This window comes from Streptomyces sp. NBC_01454 (assembly GCF_036227565.1).
In the GTDB taxonomy this organism is placed as follows: Bacteria; Actinomycetota; Actinomycetes; order Streptomycetales; family Streptomycetaceae; genus Streptomyces.
The window spans coordinates 147769-172639 of the sequence record NZ_CP109460.1; the positions used below are offsets into that span (position 1 = coordinate 147769).

Annotated in this window: 2 protein-coding genes; both read right to left on the bottom strand. The window is 72.8% G+C overall.

Going from position 1 to position 24871, the window contains the following annotated elements; translation table 11 throughout:
- Nucleotides 1–69: 69 nt before the first annotated feature.
- The gene (locus OIU81_RS00610; protein WP_329141947.1) at nt 70–11004 is read right to left on the bottom strand and encodes a type I polyketide synthase; all 10935 of its coding nucleotides are present in this window, start codon (nt 11002–11004) and stop codon (nt 70–72) included.
- Between the two features lie 46 nt (nt 11005–11050).
- Entirely contained in the window at nt 11051–24868 is a 13818-nt protein-coding gene (locus tag OIU81_RS00615) for a type I polyketide synthase (RefSeq protein ID WP_329141949.1), read from the bottom strand.
- Nucleotides 24869–24871 lie beyond the last annotated feature (3 nt).

Sequence of the window (24871 nt, forward strand, 5' to 3'; positions counted from 1 at the left end):
GTGAATCGCCCAGACAATGGGCCCGGGGCCGTGGGGCCCCGGGCGGCGCAGGCCGCTGCCCGCCGCTCATCACGGCGTGTCGCCCCGCGGCTGCGGCCCCGGCAGGGCCTCCATCCAGGCGGCGACGGTCTTGGCGGTGGAGGCCGCGTGGTCCTCCATCATCGTGAAGTGGTTGCCCGGCACCTCGGTCACGGCGTCCGCGCCGTCCCACGAGGCCTGCCACTCCTCCGGTGCGAGCTCTTCCCCCTCCTCGGCGCTCACCGGCGGCTCACTGGAGCGCACCAGCAGCACCGGGCCGGACAGCCGATCCGGCGACCAGGCACCGACGACGTGGATGTACCAGCTCATCGCGGTGAGCCGGTCGGAATCCATGTGCGCGAACAGGGACTCGCGGGCGAACATCCCGCTGATCATCTCTCCGGCGAACCGGGTGAACGGCGAGTCCTCGCGCGGCAGATAGGTGTCCAGCAGCGCCACCCCGACGGGCGGGGTCCCCGCCTTCTCCAGGTGGTGCGCCACGGCGAGGGCCAGGATGCCGCCGGAGGACGAGCCGAGCAGCACGAACGGGCCGCCGTCCGCACACCGCAGCACCGCCTCGGCCTGGAGCCGGACGACCGCGTCGAAGGAGGCGGGCAGGTGCTCCTCGCGCCCGAAGCCCGGGGTGGGCAGCGCCCAGACGTCGCGGGTGCCCCGGTGGGCGGAGGCGAACCTGGCGTACTGGTGCACCCCGGCGAGTGCCACGTACGAGCTGAAGCAGATCAGCGCCGGCTCGGGCGTGTCCGGGGCGTCGCCGCCACGCGCGAGGCGTACGGGGGTGCAGTGCGCCCCGGCGTCCTGCGGCGTGTCGAACGTCGGCCGCAGCTGGGCGGCCGCCTGCAACAGCGCGAAGCCCTCCTCCACCCGACCCGACTCGCAGGCCCCCCGGAAGAGGGCGCCGAGGGTGTCCTGCGCCCGCGCCGGCGCGGACGGCCGGTCGTCGGATCCCGCGGCGGGGGACTGCGGGAGGGCCCCCGCGGTCAGCTCCTCGCCCAGCCGGGCGGCGAGGTCCTGCGGGGTGGCGACGTCGAACACGAGGGTGGGCGGGAGCCGCAGGCCGGTGACGGTGCCGAGCTGGTTGCGCAGCTCTACGGCGGTCAGTGAGTCGAAGCCCAACTCGGTGAATTCGCGGTCCGGTTCGACGTCCTCGGGCGAGCCGTGGCCGAGGACCGCCGCGACCTGGCGCCGGACGAGATCGAGCAGCAGCGCGTCCCTCCCGTCGGGGCCGGCGGCCGTGAGCCGGGCGAGCAGATCGTCCTTGTCCGCCGCGGACGCGGAGACCGTGCGCCGGGTGCGGCCGGGAGCGGCACCGTCCAGCAGTGCCGCCTGTCCCCCCTTGCCCAGGCCCACGGTGACCAGGGCGGGGTCGCCCGTCGCCAGTGCGGCGTCGAACAGCGCGAGCCCGTCGTCGGCGGAGAGCGGCCGCATCCCGCCGCGGGCCATCCGCCGCCGGTCGGTGTCGGCGAGCCCCGTGGTCATCCCGCCGTCCTCGGCCCACAGCCCCCAGGCCAGGGAGGTGGCCGGCAGACCCTGGGCCGCCCGGTGCCCGGCCAGACCGTCCAGGAAGGCGTTGGCGGCCGCGTAGTTGGCCTGGCCCGCCGAGCCGAAGGTCCCGGCCGCGGAGGAGAAGAGCACGAACGCGGACAGCTTCTGATCCTTCGTCAGCTCGTGCAGCAGCCAGGCGGCGTCGGCCTTGGGGCGCAGCGTCCGGTCGATCCGCTCCTCGTCGAGGGCGGTCAGCACACCGTCGTCGACGACGCCGGCGAGATGCACGACGGCGGTCAGCGGGTGCTGCGCCGGGACCGACTCGAGCAGCGCCGCCACCTCCGCCCGCTCGGCGACATCGCAGGCCACCAGGGAGGCTTCCGCTCCCCCCTCGGCCAGCTCCGCACAGAACCGGGCCGCCCCGTCGGCCGCGGGGCCGCGACGGCTCGCCAGCAGGAGGTGCCGCACGCCGTGCCGGGTGACCAGATGGCGGGCCAGGAGCCGTCCCAGCGCACCCGTGGCCCCGGTGACCAGCACCGTGCCGTCCGGGTCGAACGGGGACTGCGGGGCCCGGGGAGGCTCGACGCGGGCGAGGTGCGGCAGCCGCAGCTCGCCGGCCCGCAGCACCGCCTGTGCGGGGGCGGCAGCCACGGCGTCCGCGAGCGCTTCGCGGGAGGCCGCACTGTGGTCGAGGTCGAGCAGCCACAGCCGCCCGGGGTGTTCCCGCTGCGCGGAGCGGACCAGTCCGCACAGCGCCGCGCCGGCGAGGTCGGCGACGTCCTCCCCGGGCGCGGCGGCGACGGCGCCCCGGGTGACCAGCACCAGCCGGGAGCCGGCGAACCGCTCCTCGGCGAGCCACTGGCGGCAGGTGGCGAGGGTGGTGGCGAGCAGCCCCCGGACATCGGGGGCGGCCGCAGCGGTGTCCGGGGCGCACACCAGCAGCACGGTGTCGGGCATCGTCATCCCCGTGGCCACCGCGGCCGCCAGCGCATCGAGGTCGGCGTACGACTCGGTGTGCACACCCGCGCCGTCCAGTGCCTCCGTGATCCCGGCGTCCGCGGATCCGCCGGACGTGGCGCCGGCGGGGCTGCCGAGCACGACCCACCGTGCGGCCCCCGACCGTGCGGGCAGAGGGGCGGTGGCCCGCCAGTCGACGCGCAACGGCGCCTCCGGCCCGGCCTGCGGGGAGGCGGGCAGCTGCTCGGGAGTCACCGTGCGCAGGGTCAGCGCGTCGGCGCTGGCGACGGGCCGTCCGGAGACGTCCGTGACCAGCACCGAGAAGGCATCTGTCCGGCCCTCGGCGGGCGCCAGACGGACCCGCAGCGCATCGGCCCCCTCGGCATGGAACGTCACCCCGCTCCAGGCGAACGGCAGCATCGCACCGCCGTCCCCCGCACCGCCGTCAGCCGCACCGCCGTCAGCCGCGTCCCGGCCACCGACCAGCAGCGTCTGCACGGCCGCGTCGAGCAGCGCGGGGTGCAGCGTGAACCGTGCGGCGTCGGCGCGGTACGGCTCGGGCAGGGCGGCCTCGGCGTACAGCTCCTCGCCGCGCCGCCAGACCTGCCCGAGCCCCTGGAACGCGGGCCCGTAGGCGAACCCGGCCTCGGCGAAGGCGTCATACCACTCCCCCGTTCCGACCGGCTCGGCGCCCTCGGGCGGCCAACTGCCGCGCATTTCGGGCTCGTTCGGCGGAGCGGTGGCCAAGGTGCCCTGGGCGTGCCGGGCCCACGGCGCGTCGTCGTCCTCCGCCACGGGCCGGGAGTGCACGGTGAACGACCGGCACCCGGCGTCGTCGGGTGCGCTCACCGCGACCTGTAGCTGGACCGCGCCGCGCTCCGGAAGGACGAGTGGCGCCTCCAGGGTGAGTTCGGCGAGATGGTCGCATCCAGTACGGTCACCGGCGCTGACCGCCAGGTCGAGATAGGCCGTCGCCGGCAGGATCACCCTGCCCAGCACCGCGTGGTCGGCGAGCCAGGCATGGGTGGCCAGGGACAGCCGCCCCGTGAACACCACGGACTCCGCACCGGCCACGGTGACCGCCGCGCCGAGCAGTGGGTGACCGGCCGCGCGCAGCCCCACGGCGTCGAGGTCGCCCGCGGCGGCGACCGCGTCCCACCAGTAGCGCCGCCGCTGGAAGGCATAGGTCGGCAGGTCGACACGGCGGGCGCCGGGGAACAGCGCGGCCCAGTCGAGACCGGCACCCGAGGTGTGGAGAGCGCCGACCGCGGCCATGACCCCGTGCGTCTCGGGCCGGTCCTTGCGCAGCGCGGGGATCAACGTCCGGTCACCCTCAAGGCACTCCTGCGCCATGGCGGTCAGGGTGCCGTCCGGCCCGATCTCCAGGAACCGGGTCACGCCCTGCTCCTCCAGCCACCGGATGCCGTCGGCGAAGCGGACCGCCTCACGGACGTGCCGCACCCAGTAGGCGGGGGAGGTCAACTCCTGCGGCGTGGCGAGCGTGCCGGTGACGTTCGAGACCACCGGGATGCGGGGCTCCTCGAATGTCAGGCTCTCCGCGACCCTACGGAACTCGTCGAGCATCGGCTCCATCAGCGGCGAATGGAAGGCATGGCTGACCCGGAGCCGCTTCACCTTCCGACCGTCGGACTCGAAGCGGTCGGCGACGGCCGCCACCGCGGACTCCTCGCCGGAGACCACAACCGACTGCGGACCGTTCACCGCAGCGATGCTCACCCGCTGCTCCTGGCCCGCCAGCAGCGGCAACACCTCATCCTCGGTGGCCTGCAGCGCTACCATCGCGCCACCCGCCGGAAGCGCCTGCATCAACCGGCCACGAGCCGCCACCAGACGGCAGGCATCCTCCAGCGACAGCACCCCCGCCACATGCGCAGCCACCAACTCACCAATGGAATGCCCCACCAGGAAGTCAGCCCGCACACCGAACGACTCCACCAACCGGAACAGCGCCACCTCTACCGCGAACAACGCCGGCTGCGTGAACCCCGTCCGGTTCAGACGCTCCGCGTCGTCGCCGAACACCACATCCCGCAGAGGCGAGGCCAGCTCCCCGTCGAAGTGCGCACAGACGGCGTCAAACGCAGCGGCGAAGACCGGGAAGGAGTCGTACAACTCCCGGCCCATTCCGGCACGTTGCGCGCCCTGGCCGGTGAACAGCAGCGCTGTTCTGCCTTCGCCGCGTACCACCCCGGTGCGGGCATGTGCCGGGGTCTCTCCGTTCGCCAGTGCGCTCAGGCCGCTCAGCAGCTCGTCGCGGGTGGCGCCCACGAGGGCGGCGCGGTGTTCGAAGGCGGACCGGGTCGTGGCCAGGGAGAGTCCTACGTCCCGCGGATCGAGTTCGGGCCGGTCCACGAGGTGGGTGTGCAGCCGGCCGGCCTGCGCGCGGAGGGCGTCGCGGGTGGTGCCGCTGAGCGTCCAGGTGACGGGCACGGACGGGGTGCCGGCCGGTGGCGGGGTGGGGGCGGCCGGGGCCTGTTCCAGGATCGCGTGCACATTGGTGCCGCTGATACCGAAGGAGGAGACACCCGCCCGTCGCGGCCGGTCGGTGTCGGGCCACTCCACGGTGTCCGTGAGCAGCCGTACGTTCCCTTCCGACCAGTCCACATGGGTCGACGGCCGGTCGATGTGCAAGGTGGGCGGCAGCGCGCCGTGCTGGAGCGCCAGCACCATCTTGATCAGGCCCGCCACACCCGCGGCGGCCTGGGTGTGCCCGATGTTGGACTTGACGGAGCCGAGCCACAGCGGCCGGTCGGTCTCCCGGTCCTGGCCGTAGGTCGCCAGGATTGCCTGGGCCTCGATGGGGTCGCCGAGGGTCGTTCCGGTGCCGTGGGCCTCGACGGCGTCGACGTCCGTCCCGGACAGGCCGGCGCCGGCCAGGGCCTCGCGGATCACTCGTTGTTGTGAAGGGCCGTTGGGGGCGGTCAGGCCGTTCGAGGCGCCGTCCTGGTTGACGGCGGAGCCGCGGAGCAGCGCCAGCACCGTGTGGCCGTTGCGCTGTGCGTCGGAGAGCCGCTCGACCAGTACGACGCCCACGCCCTCGGAGAATCCGGTGCCGTCGGTCCGGTCGGCGAACGCCTTGCAGCGGCCGTCGGGGGCCAGGCCCTGCTGGCGGCTGAAGTCCAGGAAGAGTCCCGGGGTGGACATCACGGTGACGCCGCCGGCCAGCGCGAGATCGCATTCGCCCGCGCGGAGGGCCTGCGCCGCGAGGTGGAGGGCGACGAGCGAGGACGAGCAGGCGGTGTCGACGGTGACCGCGGGGCCTTCCAGGCCGAAGGTGTAGGAGAGGCGGCCGGACATGACGCTCGCCGAGTTGCCGGTGCCGAGGTGGGCCTCGGCGTCCGGTGCCGGGGCGAGGGAACGGGAGGAGTAGTCCTGGTAGTTGGTGCCGGCGAAGACGCCGGTGCGGCTGCCACGCAGCGCCGCCGGGTCGATCCCGGCCCGCTCGAACGCCTCCCACGACGTCTCCAGCAGCAACCGCTGCTGCGGATCCATCGCCACCGCCTCCCGCGGCGAAATCCCGAAGAAGCCCGCGTCGAAGCCGCCGACATCGTCGAGGAAACCGCCGGCACGGGTGTAGCTGCGGCCGGGGATCCCCGGCTCGGGGTCGTAGAGCGCCTCCACGTCCCAGCCACGGTCCGCCGGCCACTCACCGATCGCATCCACCCCGCCCGCGAGCAGCCGCCAGAACTCCTCCGGCGAACCCACCCCACCGGGGAAACGGCAGCTCATCGCCACGATGGCGATGGGGTCGTCTTCGTGGACGGTGGCCCGGGCGGGGGCCTGGGCGGCCGGGGCCGGCGCCTCGTCGAGGTGCAGTTCGGTCCGCAGCCGGGTGGCCAGTGCCGCCGGGGTCGGGTGGTCGAAGATGAGGGTGGCCGGGAGGCGGCTGCCGATGGCCGTGCTGAGCGCGTTGCGGAGTTCGACGGCCATGAGGGAGTCGAAGCCCAGTTCGCGGAAGGCCCGGTGGGGGGCGATCTCGTCGGGATCGCTGTGGTTGAGGACGGCGGCGATATGGGCGCGGACGAGTTCCGACAGGGCCTGGCGCTGCTCGGCCTCGTCCAGGGCGGCGAGCTGCCGGGCGAGTGCGGGGCCTTCGGTGGTCTCCTCGGTCGCCGGTGCGGCGGCGGCTCGGGCCCGCTGCGCGTCGGGGAGGTCGGCGATCAGGGGCCGGGCGCGGGCCGTGGTGTAGGCGTGGGTGAAGGTGTCCCAGTCGATGTCGGTGACGGCGAGTGTGGTGTCGTCGTGGTCGAGGGCGCGTTGCAGCGCGGCGACGGCCGACTGCGGGTCCATGACGCGTACGCCGTGCCGGTGGAGTCGCTCACCCACGGTGCCCTCGGCCATGCCGGCTTCCGCCCAGGGGCCCCAGGCGACGGAGGTGGCCCGGTGCCCGGCGGCCCGGCGCTGCTGGGCCAGGGCGTCGAGGTAGGCGTTGCCGGGGGCGTAGTTGGCGTGGCCCGGTGCGCCGATGATGCCGGCGGTGGAGGAGAACAGGACGAAGGCCGACAGGTCGTGTGACCGGGTCAGTTCGTCGAGGTTGCGTGCGCCGCCGGCCTTCACCCGGAGTACCCCGGCCAGTTGGGCGGGGGTCAGGGAGTTGATGGTCCCGTCGTCGAGGACGGCAGCGGTGTGCAGGACGGCGGTGAGCGGCCGGTCGGCGGGGATCGTGTCGAGCAGGGCCGCGAGCGCGTCCCGGTCGGCGATGTCGCAGGCCGCGAAGTCGGTCCGGGTGCCGAACTCCGCGAGTTCGGCGGCGAGTTCGGCCGTTCCGGCGGTGTCGGCGCCGCGCCGGCTGACGAGCAGCAGATGCGGTGCGCCGTTGCGGGCGAGCCAGCGGGCCACGTGCCGTCCGAGGGCGCCGGTGCCGCCGGTGACCAGGACGGTGCCCTGGGGTGTCCACCGCCGGGTGGTGTCGAGTGCGCCGGTGGCGGCGCGGACCAGCCGCCGGGCGAGGATGCCGTGCGGGCGGATCGCCAGCTGGTCCTCGTCGCCGATGCCGGCGAGTGCCCGGACCACGGCGGTGGCCGCGGCCGGGTCCCATGTTTCGGGCAGGTCGAGCAGTCCGCCCCAGCGCTCCGGCTGCTCCAGTGCGACGACTCGGCCGAAGCCCCACACCAGGGCCTGGCGGGGTGCGGTGACGCCCCGCAGCGGATCGGTGGCCACGGCGCCCCGGGTGGCGAACCACAGCGGGGCCTCGACACCGAGGTCGTCCAGGGCCTGGACGAGGGCGACGGTGGCGGCGAAGCCCCGGGGCAGGCCGGGGTGGGCTCCGTGCTCGTCCTCGTCCAGGGCGAGCAGCGAGACGATCCCGGAGACCGGGGGCAGCGGCGCGTCCGGGGCGGCCGTGCCGCGCAACGCCGCGCCGATCGTCCCGGCGAGGGCGGCGCGGTCGCCTTCGGCGTCCACGGGCACGGTGACGGGTTGCGCTCCGGCCGCGGTGAGCGCCGTCGTCAGTTCGTCGGCCGGGGCGGGGTCGCCGGGGGTGAGCACCAGCCAGGTGCCGCGGAGGGGGGCGGGAGCGGTGCCGGCGGGGACGGGCTTCCAGGTGATGCGGTAGCGCCACGAGTCGGCCTGGGCCCCTTCGCGGTGGCGCCGGCGGTAGTCGGTCAGTGCGGGCAGCAGTGCGTCGAGGGTGGCCGGGTCCAGGGCGAGTGCGGCGCCGAGGGTGTCGGCGTCGCCGCTCTCGACGGCTTCCCAGAAGCGGGAGTCGGTGGCGTCGCCCGGGCCGCCGCGCAGTGCGGGGGCGGGCTCGGGCCAGTAGCGGCGCCGCTGGAAGGGGTAGGTCGGCAGGGCGATCCGCCGGGCGGTGCCGGCTCCGGCGGGGTCGAGGACGGTGCGCCAGGTGACGGGCCCGCCGGCGACGGAGAGTTCGGCGAGGGAGGTGAGGAACCGCCGCCGGCCGCCCTCGCCCTTGCGGAGGGTGCCGACGACGGCGGCGTCCGCGAGGTCGAGTGCGTCGAGCGTCTCGCGAACGGCGGTCGTCACCACGGGGTGCGGGGAGGTCTCGACGTAGGCGCGGTAGTCCTGTTCGGCAAGGGAGCGGACGGCGTGCTCGAAGCGCACGGTCCGGCGCAGGTTGCGGAACCAGTACTCGGCGTCGAGCCGGCCGGTGTCGATCCAGTCGCCGGTCACCGTGGAGAAGAAGGGGGTGGCGCCGCTGCGCGGGCGCACCGGTGCGAGGTCGGCGAGCAGCTGCTCACGGATCTCCTCGACCTGTGCGGAGTGGGACGCGTAGTCCACCGGTATCCGGCGGACCTGGGCGCCGTCGGCTTCCAGCGCGGCGAACAGCTCGTCGAGGGCGTCCGCCGCACCGGAGACGACCACGGAGCGGGGGCCGTTGACGGCGGCGACGGAGATGGCGTCGCCCCAGGGGGCGAGGCGCTCCTCCACCTCGGGCAGCGGCAGCAGGACGGACATCATGCCGCCGCGTCCCGCGAGCGCGGTCAGCGCGCGGCTGCGCAGGACGACGACGCGGGCGGCGTCCTCCAGGCTCAGCGCCCCGGCGACGCAGGCGGCGGCGATCTCACCCTGGCTGTGGCCCACGACGGCGTCCGGTTCCACCCCCCGGGCGCGCCAGAGCCCGGCCAGGGCGACCATCACGGCGAACAGGGCGGGCTGGACGACATCCACGCGGTCGAGGGACGGTGCTCCCGGCGCGCCGCGCAGCACCTCGTCGAGGGACCAGCCGGAGAACTGCTCCACGGCCTCGGCGCACTCGGTGAAGCGGGCCCGGAACTCCGCGTCGGTGTCGAGGAGTTCGGTGGCCATCCCCGCCCACTGGGAGCCCTGGCCGGGGAAGACGAAAGCGGTACGGCCGTCCCCGCCGCTCGTGCCGCGTACCACTCCGGGGGCCGGGACGTCGCGGGCGAGCAGGTCCAGCCCGCGGAGCAGCTCCTCGTGGTCGGCGGCGATCACGGCGGCCCGGTGCTCGAACGTGGTGCGGGTGGTGGCCAGCGACCAGGCGAGGTCGTGCAGCGGCGGCGGCGTCGGGCCGGAGAGCCGCTCGTGCAGCCGGGCGCCGAGGGTGCGCAGCGATTCCGCGGTGCGCGCGGAGAGGGGGAAGGCGAGGTCCTGGGCGGCGGTGTCCGTGTCGGGGACGTCGTCGGCCTCGGGGGCGGCTTCCCGGTCCGGGGCCTGTTCGATGATGACGTGGGCGTTGGTGCCGCTGACGCCGAAGGAGGAGACCGCGGCCCGGCGCGGCCGCCCCTGGTCGGGCCAGGCGGTGGCCTCGGAAAGCAGCGCGACGTTCCCCGCCGACCAGTCGACGTGTGACGAGGGCCGGTCGATGTGCAGGGTCGAGGGCATCAGCCCTTCCTGGAGGGCGAGCACGACCTTGATGACGCCGGCCGCGCCGGCGGCGGCCTGGGTGTGCCCGATGTTGGACTTCACCGAGCCCAGCCACAGCGGCTGCCGCTCGTCCCGGTCCTGCCCGTAGGTCGCCAGGAGCGCCTGGGCCTCGATGGGGTCGCCGAGGGTCGTGCCGGTGCCGTGGGCCTCCACCATGTCGACGTCCGCGGTGGCCAGGCCCGCGCCGGACAGCGCCTGCCAGATGACGCGTTGCTGGGAGGGGCCGTTGGGGGCGGTCAGGCCGTTCGACGCGCCGTCCTGGTTGACGGCGGAGCCGCGCAGGACGGCCAGCACGGGGTGCCCGTGGCGCCGGGCGTCGGAGAGCCGCTCGACGAGGAGCATGCCCGCGCCCTCGCCCCAGGCGGTGCCGTCGGCCGCGTCCGCGAAGGCCTTGCAGCGGCCGTCGGCGGCCAGTCCGCGCTGCCGGCTGAACTCCAGGAACAGGCCGGGTGTGGACATCACGGTGACCCCGCCGGCCAGCGCGAGGTCACACTCCCCCGACCGCAGGGCCTGCGCCGCGAGGTGCAGGGCGACGAGCGAGGACGAGCAGGCGGTGTCGACGGTGACCGCGGGACCCTCCAGGCCCAGCGCGTAGGAGACCCGGCCGGACACCACGCTGGCGGCGTTGCCGGTGCCGATGTGGCCTTCGAGCCCTTCCGCGGCGCCGAGCAGCAGCGCGGTGTAGTCCTGCCCGTTGGTGCCGGCGAAGACGCCGGTGCGGCTGCCACGCAGCGCCGCCGGGTCGATCCCGGCCCGCTCGAACGCCTCCCACGACGTCTCCAGCAGCAACCGCTGCTGCGGATCCATCGCCACCGCCTCCCGCGGCGAAATCCCGAAGAAGCCCGCGTCGAAGCCGCCGACATCGTCGAGGAAGCCACCGGCACGGGTGTAACTGTGCCCGGGGATCCCCGGCTCGGGGTCGTAGAGCGCCTCCACGTCCCAGCCACGGTCCGCCGGCCACTCACCGATCGCATCCACCCCGCCCGTAAGCAGCCGCCAGAACTCCTCCGGCGAACCCACCCCACCGGGAAAACGGCAGCTCATCGCCACGATCGCCACCGGTTCCTGGCGCCCGGCCTCCACTTCCTGGAGGCGCTGGCGGGTCTGGTGGAGGTCGTTGGTGACCTTCTTCAGGTACTCGAGGAGCTTCTGTTCGTTCATACACCCTCATCCACGTGGCGGTTCCGGGGGTCCTGCGGCCGGCGTGTCATGACATGCCGAGGTCGTTGTCGATGAAGTCGAAGATCTCGTCCGCGGTGGCGGAGTTGATCCGGTCGCTCACCCCGGCGTCGTCGTTCGCCGCCGTGTCGGTGTCCTCCCGCTCGTGGCACTTGGCGAGCAGCATCTGGAGCCGGGAGGCGATCCTGGCCCGCTGCGGATCGTCCTGCGCCACCTCGGCGAGCGCGTCCTCCAGCCGGTCCAGCTCGGCGAGCGCGGGCAGCGCCCCGGCCGCGTCCCCCGCCGCGACCTGCTTGCGCAGATGGCGGGCGAGAGCCGCGGCGGTCGGGTGGTCGAACAGCAGCGTGGCGGGCAGCTGGGTGCCGGTGGCCAGACAGAGCCGGTTGCGCAGCTCGACGGCCATGAGCGAGTCGAAGCCCAGCTCGCTGAACGCCCGCTTCGGATCGATCGCGTCCACCGCGTCGTACCCGAGGACACCGGCGACATGGGTGCGCACGAGCGTGACAAGGACGCGTTCCTGGTCCGTCTCGCTCCGCCCGGCCAGCTGTGCGCGCACCGTCCGCAGACCGCCCGGTCCGTCGCTGTCCGCGGACTCGCGTTCCGGGGTCGCCTGCCGGGCCTCCGGCAGCTCGGCGAAGAGCGCGCTGGTCCGCACCGAGGTGAAGCCGGGTACGAAGCGCGCCCAGTCCACGTCGGCCACGGTCAGGGTGGTGTCGCCACGGGTGACGGCCCGCTCCAGCGCGTCGACCGCGAGCCGCGGGTCGAGCGTGGCCATACCGCCGCGGGTGAGGCGCTCGGCCAGCTGCTCGTCGCCCGCGCTGCCGGCCGCCATTCCGGCGCCGGCCCATGGGCCCCATGCGACGGAGGTGGCGGGGAGGCCGAGGGCGTGCCGGTGCTCGGCGAGGGCGTCCAGATAGGCGTTGGCGGCGGCGTAGTTGGCCTGGCCGGTCGCCCCCACCGTGCCGGCGAAGGACGAGAACAGCACGAACGCCGTGAGGCCGTCGGTCAGCTCGTGCAGATGCGCGGCGGCCGCCATCTTGGACCGCAGTACGGCGTCCAGGCGGGCCCCGTCGAGTCCGGCGAGCAGCCCGTCATCGAGCACGCCCGCGGCGTGGAACACCGCATCGACGGGGTGTTCGGCCAGCAGCCGCGCGAGCGCGTCACGGTCGGCGGCGTCGCATGCGGCGAGCGTCACCCGGGTGCCCCGGGCGGTGAGTTCGGCCCGCAGCTCGGCCGCGCCCTCGGCCTGCGCGCCGCGCCGGCCCGCCAGTATCAGGTGCTCGGCGCCCCGGTCGGCCAGCCGGCGGGCCACGTGTGCGCCGAGCGCTCCGGTGCCGCCGGTGATCAGTACGGTGCCGGCGCACGCCCACGGCTCGTCGGTATGGGGTGCGGCACCAGGGGCCTGGACCCGGACCAGCCGCCGGACGAACACGCCCGAGCCGCGCACGGCGACCTGGTCCTCGCCCGGACCGGCCTCCAGGACCGCGCACAGCCGCTCAACGGCCCGCTCATCGGGCCCGGTGGGCAGGTCGACCAGACCGCCCCAGCTCTGCGGCTGCTCCAGCGCGGCGACCCGCCCCAGGCCCCAGACGGCGGCCTGGACGGGGGACGGCACGGCCTCGCCCTCGCGTACCGCGACGGCCCCGGTGGTCGCACACCACAGGGGCGCGCCGGTGCCCAGGTCGTCGAGCGCCTGGACGAGGGCCATGGTCGCGGCGAGTCCGCCGGGCGTGGCGGGCTGGCTGCGGTGCGGTTCCTCGTCGGTGCCCAGCAGGGACAGCACCCCGCCCACCGGGCCCGACTCGCCCAGCAGTGTGCCCAGTTGGTCGGCGAGCGACTTGCGGTCGGCCCGGGCGCAGTCGACCTCGAACGGGACGACCGCGGCCGCCCCGTGGGCGGTGAGTCCGGCCGCGATCGCCGTCTCCCAGGCACGGCCGCCGTGACCCGCGGGGTGGGCGAGCAGCCAGGTGCCGGAGAGCACGGGAGCCGGGGCGTCGGCGGCCGGCCGCCAGGTGACCCGGTATTCCCAGCCGTCGGCGACGGTGCGTTCGCGCTGCTGGTGGCGCCATGAGGACAGCGCGGGCAGTACCTCGCGCAGCGGAGCGTCACCGGCCAGGTGGAGGCGCTCGGCCAGCTCGCCCGGGTCGGCGCTCTCCACGGCGGCCCAGAACTGGTCGTCGATCGACTGTGCCGCCTCGACCCCGGTCCGCGAGCCGGCCGGCTCCAGCCAGTACCGGCTGCGCTGGAAGGCGTAGGTGGGCAGCTCGACGCGGCGCGCGTGCTCGCCGTACAGCGCGGCGGGCCCCGTGCCGAGACCGCGGACGTGCAGGCGCGCCGCGGCCAGCAGGGCGCTGCGCACCTCGGGCCGTTCGCGCCGCAGGACGGGCAGCGCGGCGGCCTCCTCGCCGGGCTCGCGCAGGCTCTCCCACGCCGTGGCGGCGAGGGCACCGTCGGGCCCCAGTTCCAGGTAGGTCCGTACGCCGTCGGCCTCCAGCCGGCGGACGCCGTCGCAGAAGCGGACGGCCTCGCGGACATGCCGCACCCAGTAGTCGGGCGAGGTCAGGTCGGCGTCGGCCGCCGGTTCCCCGGTGAGGTTGGAGATGACGGGGACGCGCGGCGGTGCGTAGCGCACACCCCGCGCGATCTCGCCGAACTCCGCCAGCATCGTGTCCATCAGTGGAGAGTGAAACGCATGGCTGACCCGCAAACGCCTAGTCTTTCGCCCGCGCTCGGCCAGCTGTGCCGCGATCTCGGTGACGGTGTCCTGTGCCCCGGAGACGACGACGGCCGACGGCCCGTTCACCGCGGCGATCCCGGCCCGGTCGGCCAGGCCCTCCAGCAGGGGCAAGACCTCCTCCTCGGCGGCCTGTACGGCGATCATGGCGCCGCCTTCCGGCAGTGCCTGCATCAGCCGGCCGCGGGCGGCGACCAGCCGGCACGCGTCCTCCAGGGTCAGCACCCCGGCGACATGCGCGGCGGTCAGCTCGCCGATGGAGTGGCCGATCAGGACGTCGGGCCGGATGCCCCACGACGTGACGAGCGCGTGCAGCGCGGTTTCCACGGCGAACAGCGCGGGCTGGGTGTAGGCGGTGCGGTCGAGCAGCGCGGCCTCGGGCGTGCCCTCGTCCGCGAAGACGACCTCGCGCAGCGGCCGTTCGAGGTGGCGGTCGAACTCCGCGCAGACCTCGTCGAAGGCCGCCGCGTAGGCGGAGAAGCGCGCGTGGAGCTCGCGTCCCATGCCGGCGCGCTGGGACCCCTGGCCGCTGAACAGGAAGACGAGCTTCCCGCCGGTGTCCGCGTGGCCGCGCACCAGCTCGGCCGTGTCCTCCCCGCGGGCCAGCGCGGCGAGGCCCTTCAGGAACGCGTCCCGGTCCTCGGCGACCAGCGCCGCCCGGTGGTCGAAGGCGGCCCGGGTGGTGGCGAGCGAGTACCCGACGTCGCCCACCGGCAGGTCCGGGCGGTCGGTGAGGTGGGCGCGCAGCCGCTTCGCCTGGTCGCGGAGTGCGGCCCCGGACCGGGCGGACAGCGGCCAGACCACGGGCCCCGCCAGGTCACCGGCCCCGTCGTCCGCGGCCCGCACGGCGTCGGCGGACACGGCGCCGTCGAGCGCAGTGGCTCCCTCCGGCCCGCCGTCAACCGCCCCGTACTGTTCGAGCACCACATGCGCGTTGGTGCCGCTGATCCCGAACGAGGACACCGCGGCCCGGCGCGGCAGTTCGTGCTGCGGCCACTCCACGGCCCGGGTCAGCAAACGCACCTCACCCGCCGACCAGTCGACGTGCGAGGACGGCTCGGTGACGTGCAGCGTGCGGGGCAGGACGCCCTTCTGGAGGGCCAGCACCATCTTGATCACACCGGCGACGCCGGCGGCGGACTGGGTGTGTCCGATGTTGGACTTCAGCGAGCCCAGCCACAACGGCCGGTCCGCTGCGCGGTCCTGGCCGTAGGTGGCGATCAGCGCCTGGGCCTCGATCGGATCGCCCAGCGACGTCCCGGTGCCGTGTGCCTCGACCGCGTCCACCTCATGGGCGTCGAGCCCGGCGTTGGCGAGCGCGGCCCGGATGACGCGCTGCTGGGAGGGCCCGTTGGGGGCGGTCAGACCGTTCGACGCGCCGTCCTGGTTGACCGCCGAGCCGCGGAGCACGGCGAGCACCGGGTGCCCGTTGCGCCGCGCGTCGGACAGCCGCTCGACGAGGACCATGCCCGCGCCCTCGCCCCAGCCGGTGCCGTCCGCGTCGTCGGAGAACGCCTTGCACCGCCCGTCGCCGGCCAGTCCCCCTTGCCGCCCGAACTCCACGAAGGCGCCCGGGGTGGCCATCACGGTCACCCCGCCCGCGAAGGCGAGATCGCACTCCCCCAGCCGCAGGGCCTGGGCGGCCAGATGCAGCGCCACCAGCGACGACGAACAGGCCGTGTCGACGGTGACGGCGGGGCCTTCGAGACCGAGGGCGTAGGAGACCCGGCCGGACGTCACGCTGGTGGCGTGGCCGGTGAGCAGCTGCCCCTCGGTGCCCTCGGGCAGGGTGTGTGCGGCCGAGCCGTATCCCTGGTAATTCGTTCCCGCGAACACCCCGGTGCGGCTGCCACGCAGCGCCGCCGGGTCGATGCCGGCCCGCTCCAGCGCCTCCCACGAGATTTCCAGCAGCAGCCGCTGCTGCGGGTCCATGGTGACCGCCTCACGCGGCGAGATCCCGAAGAAGTCCGCGTCGAAGTCACCGCTGTCGTAGAGGAATCCGCCCGCGCGCGTTCGGCTCCCACCTGTGTGGTCGGCATCGTTCCCGAAGAGGGCATCGAGGTCCCAGCCGCGGTCATGGGGAAGCTCGGAGATCGCGTCCTCGGCCCCGGCCACCAGCCGCCACAGGTCCTCGGGACCGGCCACCCCACCCGGAAGCCGGCAGCTCATCCCGACGATGACCACCGGGTCGTCCGAGACGGAAGCCAACACCGGCAGACCGGATACCGCCTCCGCCCCGGTCCCGAACAACTCATCACCCAAGAAGCGCGCCAGAGCGACCGGCGACGGATAGTCGAAGACGACGGTAGCGGGCAGCCGCAGACCGGTTTCCGTGTTCAACCGGCCCCGCAACTCCACAGCAGTCAGCGAATCAAAACCCAAATCCCGAAAGGCAGAACGCGCTTCAAGCGACTCCGGCTTGCGGTAACCGAGAACCGCCGCAGCATGCGTACGCACCAACTCCAACAGCGCCCGCTCCCGCTCCACAACCGACAGCCCCGACAAACGCTCCCGCACCACACCAGCGCCAGAACCCTCACCACCGGCGCCGGCAGCCAACACCGCCCGCACCTCCGGCAAGTCCTCCAGCAACGGACTCGGACGGGCACTCGTGAACGCCGGAGCGAACCGCTCCCACGCCACATCCGCCACCACCACCGAACCCTCACCCGCACCCACCACCGACTCCAGAGCCGACACCGCAAGGACCGGATCCAGCGCCTTCAACCCACGCCGCAGCAGATGCTCCTCCGCACCCTCCGCATCGAGCATGCCGCCCTCAGCCCACGGACCCCACGCCACCGAACAACCCACCACACCCCGCGCACGCCGCGCCTCCACCAACCCCTCGACAAACGCATTCCCCGCCGCATACGCCGCCTGACCACCACTGCCCCACACACCAGCGATCGACGAGAACACCACAAACGCATCCAACGCCCGATCCCGCAACGCCTCATCCAGCACCACCGCACCGCCGACCTTCGCCCCCATCACCTCAGCGAAGTGCTCCGCATCCACGTCCCCCAACGGCACAGAATCCACCACACCCGCCGCGTGAACGACGGCATCTACGGCACACCCCGACAGCAGCTCCTCAACCGCGCTGCGATCCGCGACGTCGCAGGCCGCCACGGTTACCTGGACACCCAGCCCGGACAGCTCCGCCTCCAGCTCCACCGCACCAGGAGCCTCCAAGCCACGACGACTGGTCAGCACCACATGCTCCGCACCCCGCTCGGCCACCCAACGCGCCACACGAGCACCCAGCGCGCCAGTACCACCGGTGATCAGCACCGTTCCCCGCGGCCGCCAACCGTCGACACTGCTGCCCCCAGCAGGAGCCGGCGCATGCCCCAGCCTCCGCCCGAACACACCCGAAGCCCGCACCGCCACCTGATCCTCAGCGCCGTGCGCGAGCACCTCGACCAGCCGGTCAAGCACCCCGCCGTCCACGGCCTCCGGAAGATCCACCAGACCACCCCAACGATCCGGCAGCTCCAAAGCAGCCACCCGACCCAAACCCCACACCGCCGCACCCACCGGATCCGGACCACCATCCGACCGACCCACCGCGACAGCCCCCCGCGTCACCCACCACACACGCCCACCAACACCCGCAGCCCCCAGCGCCTGCACCATCACAGCACTACGCGCCACATCAGCGCAGTCCACCACCAGCACACCGGCAACCGGCTCCTCACCAGCCACCTCACGCACCCGCTCAGCCAACAGCCCGCGATCCACCTCCCCCGCGACACACTCCACCCGCTCCACCGACACACCACACGCCGACAGCCCCTCCACCACGGCCTCGGACCACACCTCACCCGCACCCACCACCGCAAGCCAACGACCACCCAGCACCCCACCCGACTGCACCACCAACGGCTTCCACTCCACCCGATACCGCCAGCCCTCGGTCGGGTCGGCGGCAGGTGCAGGCGTCGGCCAGAAACGCTCACGCTGGAACGCGTACGTCGGCAGATCCACCCGCCGGGCGACCGGGAAGCACGTACCCCAGTCCACCTCCGTGCCCAGCACAAACACATGCGACACAGCGGTCAGCAGGGCTTCCGTCTCCGAGCGGTCCTTCCGCATAACGGGAAGCAGCAGCAGATCAGGTGCCGAGAGACAGAGCTGCGCCATGGCGGTCAGGGTGCCGTCCGGACCGATCTCCAGGAACCGGGACACCCCCTGCTGCTCCAACCACCGCACACCATCAGCGAAACGGACAGCCTCACGCACATGCCGCACCCAGTAGTCGGGAGAGGCCAACTCCTCCGCCGCGGCGAGTTCACCGGTCACATTCGAAACCACCGGGATACGCGGCTCGGCGTAGGCCACGCTCTCCGCGACCGCCCGGAACTCCTCCAGCATCGGCTCCATCAGCGGCGAGTGGAAAGCATGGCTCACCTTGAGCCGCTTCACCTTCCGACCATCGGACTCGAAGTGCCCGGCGATGGCCGCCACTGCCGATTCCTCACCGGAGACCACGACCGACCGCGGACCGTTCACCGCGGCGATACTCACCCGCTGCTCCTGGCCCTCCAGCAGCGGCAGCACCTCATCCTCGGTGGCCTGCAGCGCTACCATCGCGCCACCGGCCGGGAGCGCCTGCATCAACCGGCCACGAGCCGCCACCAGCCGGCACGCGTCCGGGAGGGACAGCACTCCGGCGATGTGCGCGGCCACCAACTCACCAATGGAATGACCCACCAGGAAGTCGGGCCGGACGCCGAAGGACTCCACCAACCGGGACAGCGCCACCTCCACCGCGAACAACGCCGGCTGAGTGAACCCGGTCTGGTTCAGACGCTCCGCGTCCTCACCGAACACCACATCCCGCAACGGAGTCACCAACTCCCCGTCAAAGTACGCACAGACGGCGTCAAAAGCATCGGCGAAGACCGGGAACGCGTCATACAGCTCCCGACCCATCCCCAGCCGCTGCGCACCCTGCCCGGTGAACAGCAGAGCCAGCCGGCCTCCGGTGTCCACCGCACCCGATACGGCGTTGACCGCAGCAGTCCCCTCCGCCACGCCGGTGAGACCTGCAAGCAGTTCCGCGCGCTCGGAGCCGAGGACAACAGCCCGGTGTTCAAACGCCGAACGCGTCGTGGCCAGGGCGAACCCCACCTCCGCCATGCCGAGTTCAGGCCGGGCCTCCACATACGCCAACAACCGCTGCGCCTGCGCCCGCACCCCCTCCGGACTCCGCGCGGACACCACCCACGGCGCCACACCCACCTCACCAACCTGCTGGGCTACCGCGCTTTCCTCCACCGGAGCCTGCTCGATCACCACATGCGCGTTGGTACCGCTGACGCCGAACGCCGACACACCGGCCCGACGCAGCCGCTCCCCCTCCGGCCACGCCACAGCCTCCGTGAGCAGTCGCACATTGCCCGCCGACCAGTCCACATGAGACGACGGCTCCTCGGCATGCAGGGTCTGCGGCAGCACACCGTGCTGCAACGCCAACACCATCTTGATCACACCGGCCGCACCCGCAGCCGCCTGCGTGTGCCCGATGTTCGACTTCACCGAACCCAGCCACAACGGCCGGTCACCGTCCCGGTCCTGGCCGTACGTCGCAAGCAGCGCCTGCGCCTCGATCGGATCACCCAGCGACGTCCCCGTGCCGTGCGCTTCGACCACATCCACATCCGACGGCGACAGCCCCGCACCCGCCAGCGCCTGTCGGATCACCCGCTGCTGCGACGGACCATTCGGCGCCGTCAAACCATTCGACGCACCATCCTGATTCACCGCACTACCACGCACCACGGCCAACACCCGATGACCCTTGCGCCGGGCATCCGACAACCGCTCCACCACCAGCACACCAGCGCCCTCGCCCCAGCCGGTGCCATCCGCAGCGTCCGAGAACGCCTTGCACCGGCCATCAGCAGCAAGGCCACGCTGCTGGCTGAATTCGATGAACGCGCCCGGCGTCGACATCACGGTCACACCACCGGCCAGCGCCAGATCGCATTCACCCGAGCGCAGTGACTGCACCGCCAGGTGCAAGGCGACCAGCGACGAGGAACACGCCGTGTCCACCGTGACCGCCGGCCCCTCAAGGCCCAGCGCATAGGAGATCCGGCCCGACACCACGGCTGCTGCGTTCCCGGTACCGAGGTAGCCGTCCTGGCCTTCCGGAGTGCTCAGCAGTAGGGCAGGGTAATCCTGGCCGTTGGAACCGACGAAGACCCCGGCCCGGCTCCCCCGCAACGTCTGCGGATCTATGCCGGTACGCTCCAGCGCTTCCCAGGAGGTCTCCAGCAGCAGCCGCTGCTGCGGGTCGATCGCGACCGCTTCCCGTGGGCTGATACCGAAGAACGCCGGATCGAACTGGTCGACTCCGCTGACGAATCCGCCGTGGCGCGAGTAGCTCTTCCCAGGCCGGCCCGGGGTCGGGTCATAGAGGGCATCGAGGTCCCAGCCGCGGTCATGGGGAAGCTCGGAGATCGCGTCCTCGGCCCCGGCCACCAGCCGCCACAGGTCCTCGGGACCGGCCACCCCACCCGGAAGCCGGCAGCTCATCCCGACGATGACCACCGGATCGTCCGAGACAGAAGCCAACACCGGCAGACCGGATACCGCCTCCGCCCCGGTCCCGAACAACTCATCGCCCAAGAAGCGCGCCAGAGCGACCGGCGACGGATAGTCGAAGACGACGGTAGCGGGCAGCCGCAGACCGGTTTCCGTGTTCAACCGGCCCCGCAACTCCACAGCAGTCAGCGAATCAAAACCCAAATCCCGAAAGGCAGAACGCGCTTCAAGCGACTCCGGCTTGCGGTAACCGAGAACCGCCGCAGCATGCGTACGCACCAACTCCAACAGCGCCCGCTCCCGCTCCACAACCGACAGCCCCGACAAACGCTCCCGCACCACACCAGCGCCAGAACCCTCACCACCGGCGCCGGCAGCCAACACCGCCCGCACCTCCGGCAAGTCCTCCAGCAACGGACTCGGACGGGCACTCGTGAACGCCGGAGCGAACCGCTCCCACGCCACATCCGCCACCACCACCGAACCCTCACCCGCACCCACCACCGACTCCAGAGCCGACACCGCAAGGACCGGATCCAGCGCCTTCAACCCACGCCGCAGCAGATGCTCCTCCGCACCCTCCGCATCGAGCATGCCGCCCTCAGCCCACGGACCCCACGCCACCGAACAACCCACCACACCCCGCGCACGCCGCGCCTCCACCAACCCCTCGACAAACGCATTCCCCGCCGCATACGCCGCCTGACCACCACTCCCCCACACACCAGCGATCGACGAGAACACCACAAACGCATCCAACGCCCGATCCCGCAACGCCTCATCCAGCACCACCGCACCGCCGACCTTCGCCCCCATCACCTCAGCGAAGTGCTCCGCACCCACGTCCCCCAACGGCACAGAATCCACCACACCCGCCGCATGAACGACGGCGTCCACCGCACACCCGGACAGCAGCTCCTGCACGGCATCCCGATCCGCGACATCACAGGCCGCCACCGTCACCTGAACCCCCAGGCCGGACAGCTCCGCCTCCAGCTCCACCGCACCAGGAGCCTCCAAGCCACGGCGACTCGTCAGGACGACATGCTCCGCACCCCGCTCGGCCACCCACCGCGCCACACGAGCACCCAGCGCGCCCGTACCACCGGTGATCAGCACCGTCCCCCGCGGCTGCCAACCACCAGCCGCATCCCCAACCGGAGCCGGAGCGTGCACCAGCCGCCGCCCGAACACACCCGACGACCGCACCGCCACCTGATCCTCGCCACCATCAGCCAAAACACCAACGAGCCGATCAAGAGCCCTACGGTCCACGGCCTCCGGAAGATCCACCAGACCACCCCAACGATCCGGGAACTCCAAAGCAGCCACCCGACCCAGACCCCACACCGCAGCACCCACCGGATCCGGACCACCATCCGACCGGCCCACCGCGACAGCCCCCCGCGTCAGCAGCCACACACGCCCACCAACACCGGCGTCCCCCAGCGCCTGCACCATCACAGCGCTACGCACCACATCAGCGCAGTCCACCACCAGCACACCGGCGACCGACTCCTCACCAGCCACCTCACGCACCCGCTCAGCCAACAACCCCCGATCCACCTCCCCCGCGACACACTCCACCCGCTCCACCGTCACACCACACGCCGCCAACCCCTCCACCACGGCCTCGGACCACACCTCACCCGCACCCACCACCGCAAGCCAACGACCACCCAGCACCCCACCCGACTGCACCACCAACGGCTTCCACTCCACCCGATACCGCCAGCCGTCCACGGCGGACTGCTCGTGCGGCTCAGGTGTGGCGCCCGTCGATTCCAGCCAGTAGCGCTCGCGCTGGAACGCGTACGTGGGCAGATCCACCCGCCGCGCCCCGGTGCCCGCGAAGTACGCCGACCAGTCGAGCGGTGCGCCCGAAGCGAAGGCGCCGGCCATCGCCGACATCAGCGACGTGGTCTCGGGCCGGTTTGTCCGCAGAGAGGCGAGGAATACCCGCTCGGTGCCCTCGTCCCCCGCGTCCGCAAGGCAGGCCTGTGCCATGGCGGTCAGGGTGCCTCCGGGGCCCAGCTCCAGGAGCCTCGTCACGCCGTGTTCTGCCAGCCAACGGACACCGTCGGCGAACCGGACGGCATCCCGCACGTGCCGCACCCAGTAGTCAGGGGACGTCAGCTGCTCCGCCGTGGCGAGTTCACCGGTCACATTCGAGACCACCGGGATACGCGGCTCCGCAAACGACACACTCTCCGCGACCGCCCGGAACTCCTCCAGCATCGGCTCCATCAGCGGCGAGTGGAAGGCATGGCTGACCTGAAGCCGCTTGACCTTCCGACCGTCGGACTCGAAACGCCCGGCGATCTCAGCAACCGCCGACTCCTCGCCGGACACCACCACCGACTGCGGACCATTCACCGCAGCGAGACTCACCCGCTGCTCAAGCCCTTCCAGCAGCGGCAATACCTCATCTTCGGTGGCCTGCAGCGCGACCATCGCCCCGCCCGCCGGCAACGCCTCCATCAGGCGTCCACGGGCCGCGACCAGCCGGCACGCATCCTTCAGCGACAGCACGCCCGCCACATGTGCGGCCGTCAACTCGCCGATGGAATGACCCACCAGGTATTTGGGCTTGAGTCCCCAGGACTCGATCAGCCGGTAGAGCGCCACTTCCACGGCGAAGAGCGCGGGCTGGGTGAAGGCCGTCCGGTGGAGGGCGTCGACATCGGGGGCCTCGCCGAAGACGACATCGCGCAGGGGGCGCTCCAGCTGGGGGTCGAGGAGGGCGCACGCCTCGTCGAATGCCGCGGCGAAGGCCGGGAACGCGGCATACAACTCCCGTCCCATTCCGGCGTGTTGGGCACCCTGGCCGGTGAAGAGGAAGGCGGTGGCACCGCGCGTCGTGCGGCCGCCGAGCACGTCGGTGTTCGGTCCCTCGATGCCCGTGGTGGCCAGTTCCTCCAGGCCGCGCAGGGCCGCGGCCCGGTCCTCGGCGAGTACCACGGCGCGGTGTTCGAACGCGGTCCGTGTGGTGGTCAGGGAGTGGCCGACGTCGGTCAGGTCCAGCTCGTCCTGCTTGACCCGCGTCAGCAGTTGTGCCGCTTGTGCGCGAAGAGCCGCCGCACTGCGGGCGGACACCACCCAGGGGACGAGGGGAAGCGTGCGGACGGGCTCGCCGTCGGTGTCCGGTGCCGGGGCCTCCTCGTCCGCCGGCGCCTCTTCCAGGATGGCGTGTGCGTTGGTGCCGCTGATGCCGAACGAGGAGACGCCGGCGCGGCGCGGGCGCCCGTCGTGCTGCCAGGGCCTCGCCTCGGTCAGTACCTCGACCTCGCCGGAGGACCACTCGATGTGGCGGGACGGCTCGGAGATGTGGAGGGTCTTGGGGAGCGACCCGTGGTGCATCGCCATGACCATCTTGATGACGCTGCCGACGCCGGCCGCCGACTGGGTGTGGCCGATGTTGGACTTGAGCGACCCGAGCTGGAGCGGTCCGTGGTCCGCACGGTCCTTTCCGTAGGTGGCGAGCAACGCCTGTGCCTCGATGGGGTCACCCAGCGAGGTACCCGTGCCATGGGCGTCGACGGCGTCGACATCGCTCGGCGAGAGTCCCGCCCGGGACAGCGCGGAGCGGATCACCCGCTGCTGGGAGGGGCCGTTGGGGGCGGTCAGGCCGTTGGAGGCGCCGTCGGAGTTGATGGCTGTGCCCCGGACGACGGCCAGCACGGGGTGGCCGTTCTTCCGGGCGTCGGAGAGCCGCTCGACGAGCAGCATGCCGGCGCCCTCCGACCAGCCGGTGCCGTCCGCGTCGTCGGAGAACGGCTTGCAGCGGCCATCGGCGGCCAGGCCGCGCTGCCGGCTGAACTCGAAGAACATGGCCGGGGTGCACATCACGGCGACGCCACCGGCCAGCGCCAGGTCGCATTCGCCGCGGCGCAGGGCGTGGCAGGCCCAGTGCAGGGCGACCAGCGACGAGGAGCAGGCCGTGTCGACCGTGACGGCAGGGCCTTCGAGGCCGAGGGTGTAGGCGATCCGGCCGGAGGCCACGGAGGTGGCGTTTCCGGCGAGGAGCAGCCCCTGGACGCCTTCGGGGAGGTCGGCGACGCCGATGCCGTACCCGGAGGTGGCGGCGCCGACGAACACTCCTCCGTTGGAACCGCGCACCGACGTGGGGTCGATGCCCGCGCGTTCGAAGGCCTCCCAGGCCACTTCGAGCAGCAGTCGCTGCTGCGGGTCGGTGGCCAGTGCCTCCCGTGGGCTCATCCCGAAGAACGCCGGGTCGAAGTACCCCGCGTCGTGGAGGAAGCCGCCTTCGCGCACAGAGATCGAGCCCGGCTTGTCCGGGTCCGGGTCATAGGCCGCGTCGACGTCCCAGCCCCGGTCGACCGGGAAGTCGGAGACGGCGTCTCCCCCTTCGGCGACCAGCTGCCACAGGTCTTCCGGACTACGCACGCTGCCGGGGTAGCGGCAGCTCATCGCCACGATGGCGATGGGCTCCTGGTCTCTGCCCTCGGCTTCGCGAAGCTGGCGACGGGTCTGCCGAAGCTCGGTCGTCACCCGCTTCAGGTACTCCATGTACTTCTCGTCGTCAGCAGCCACCAA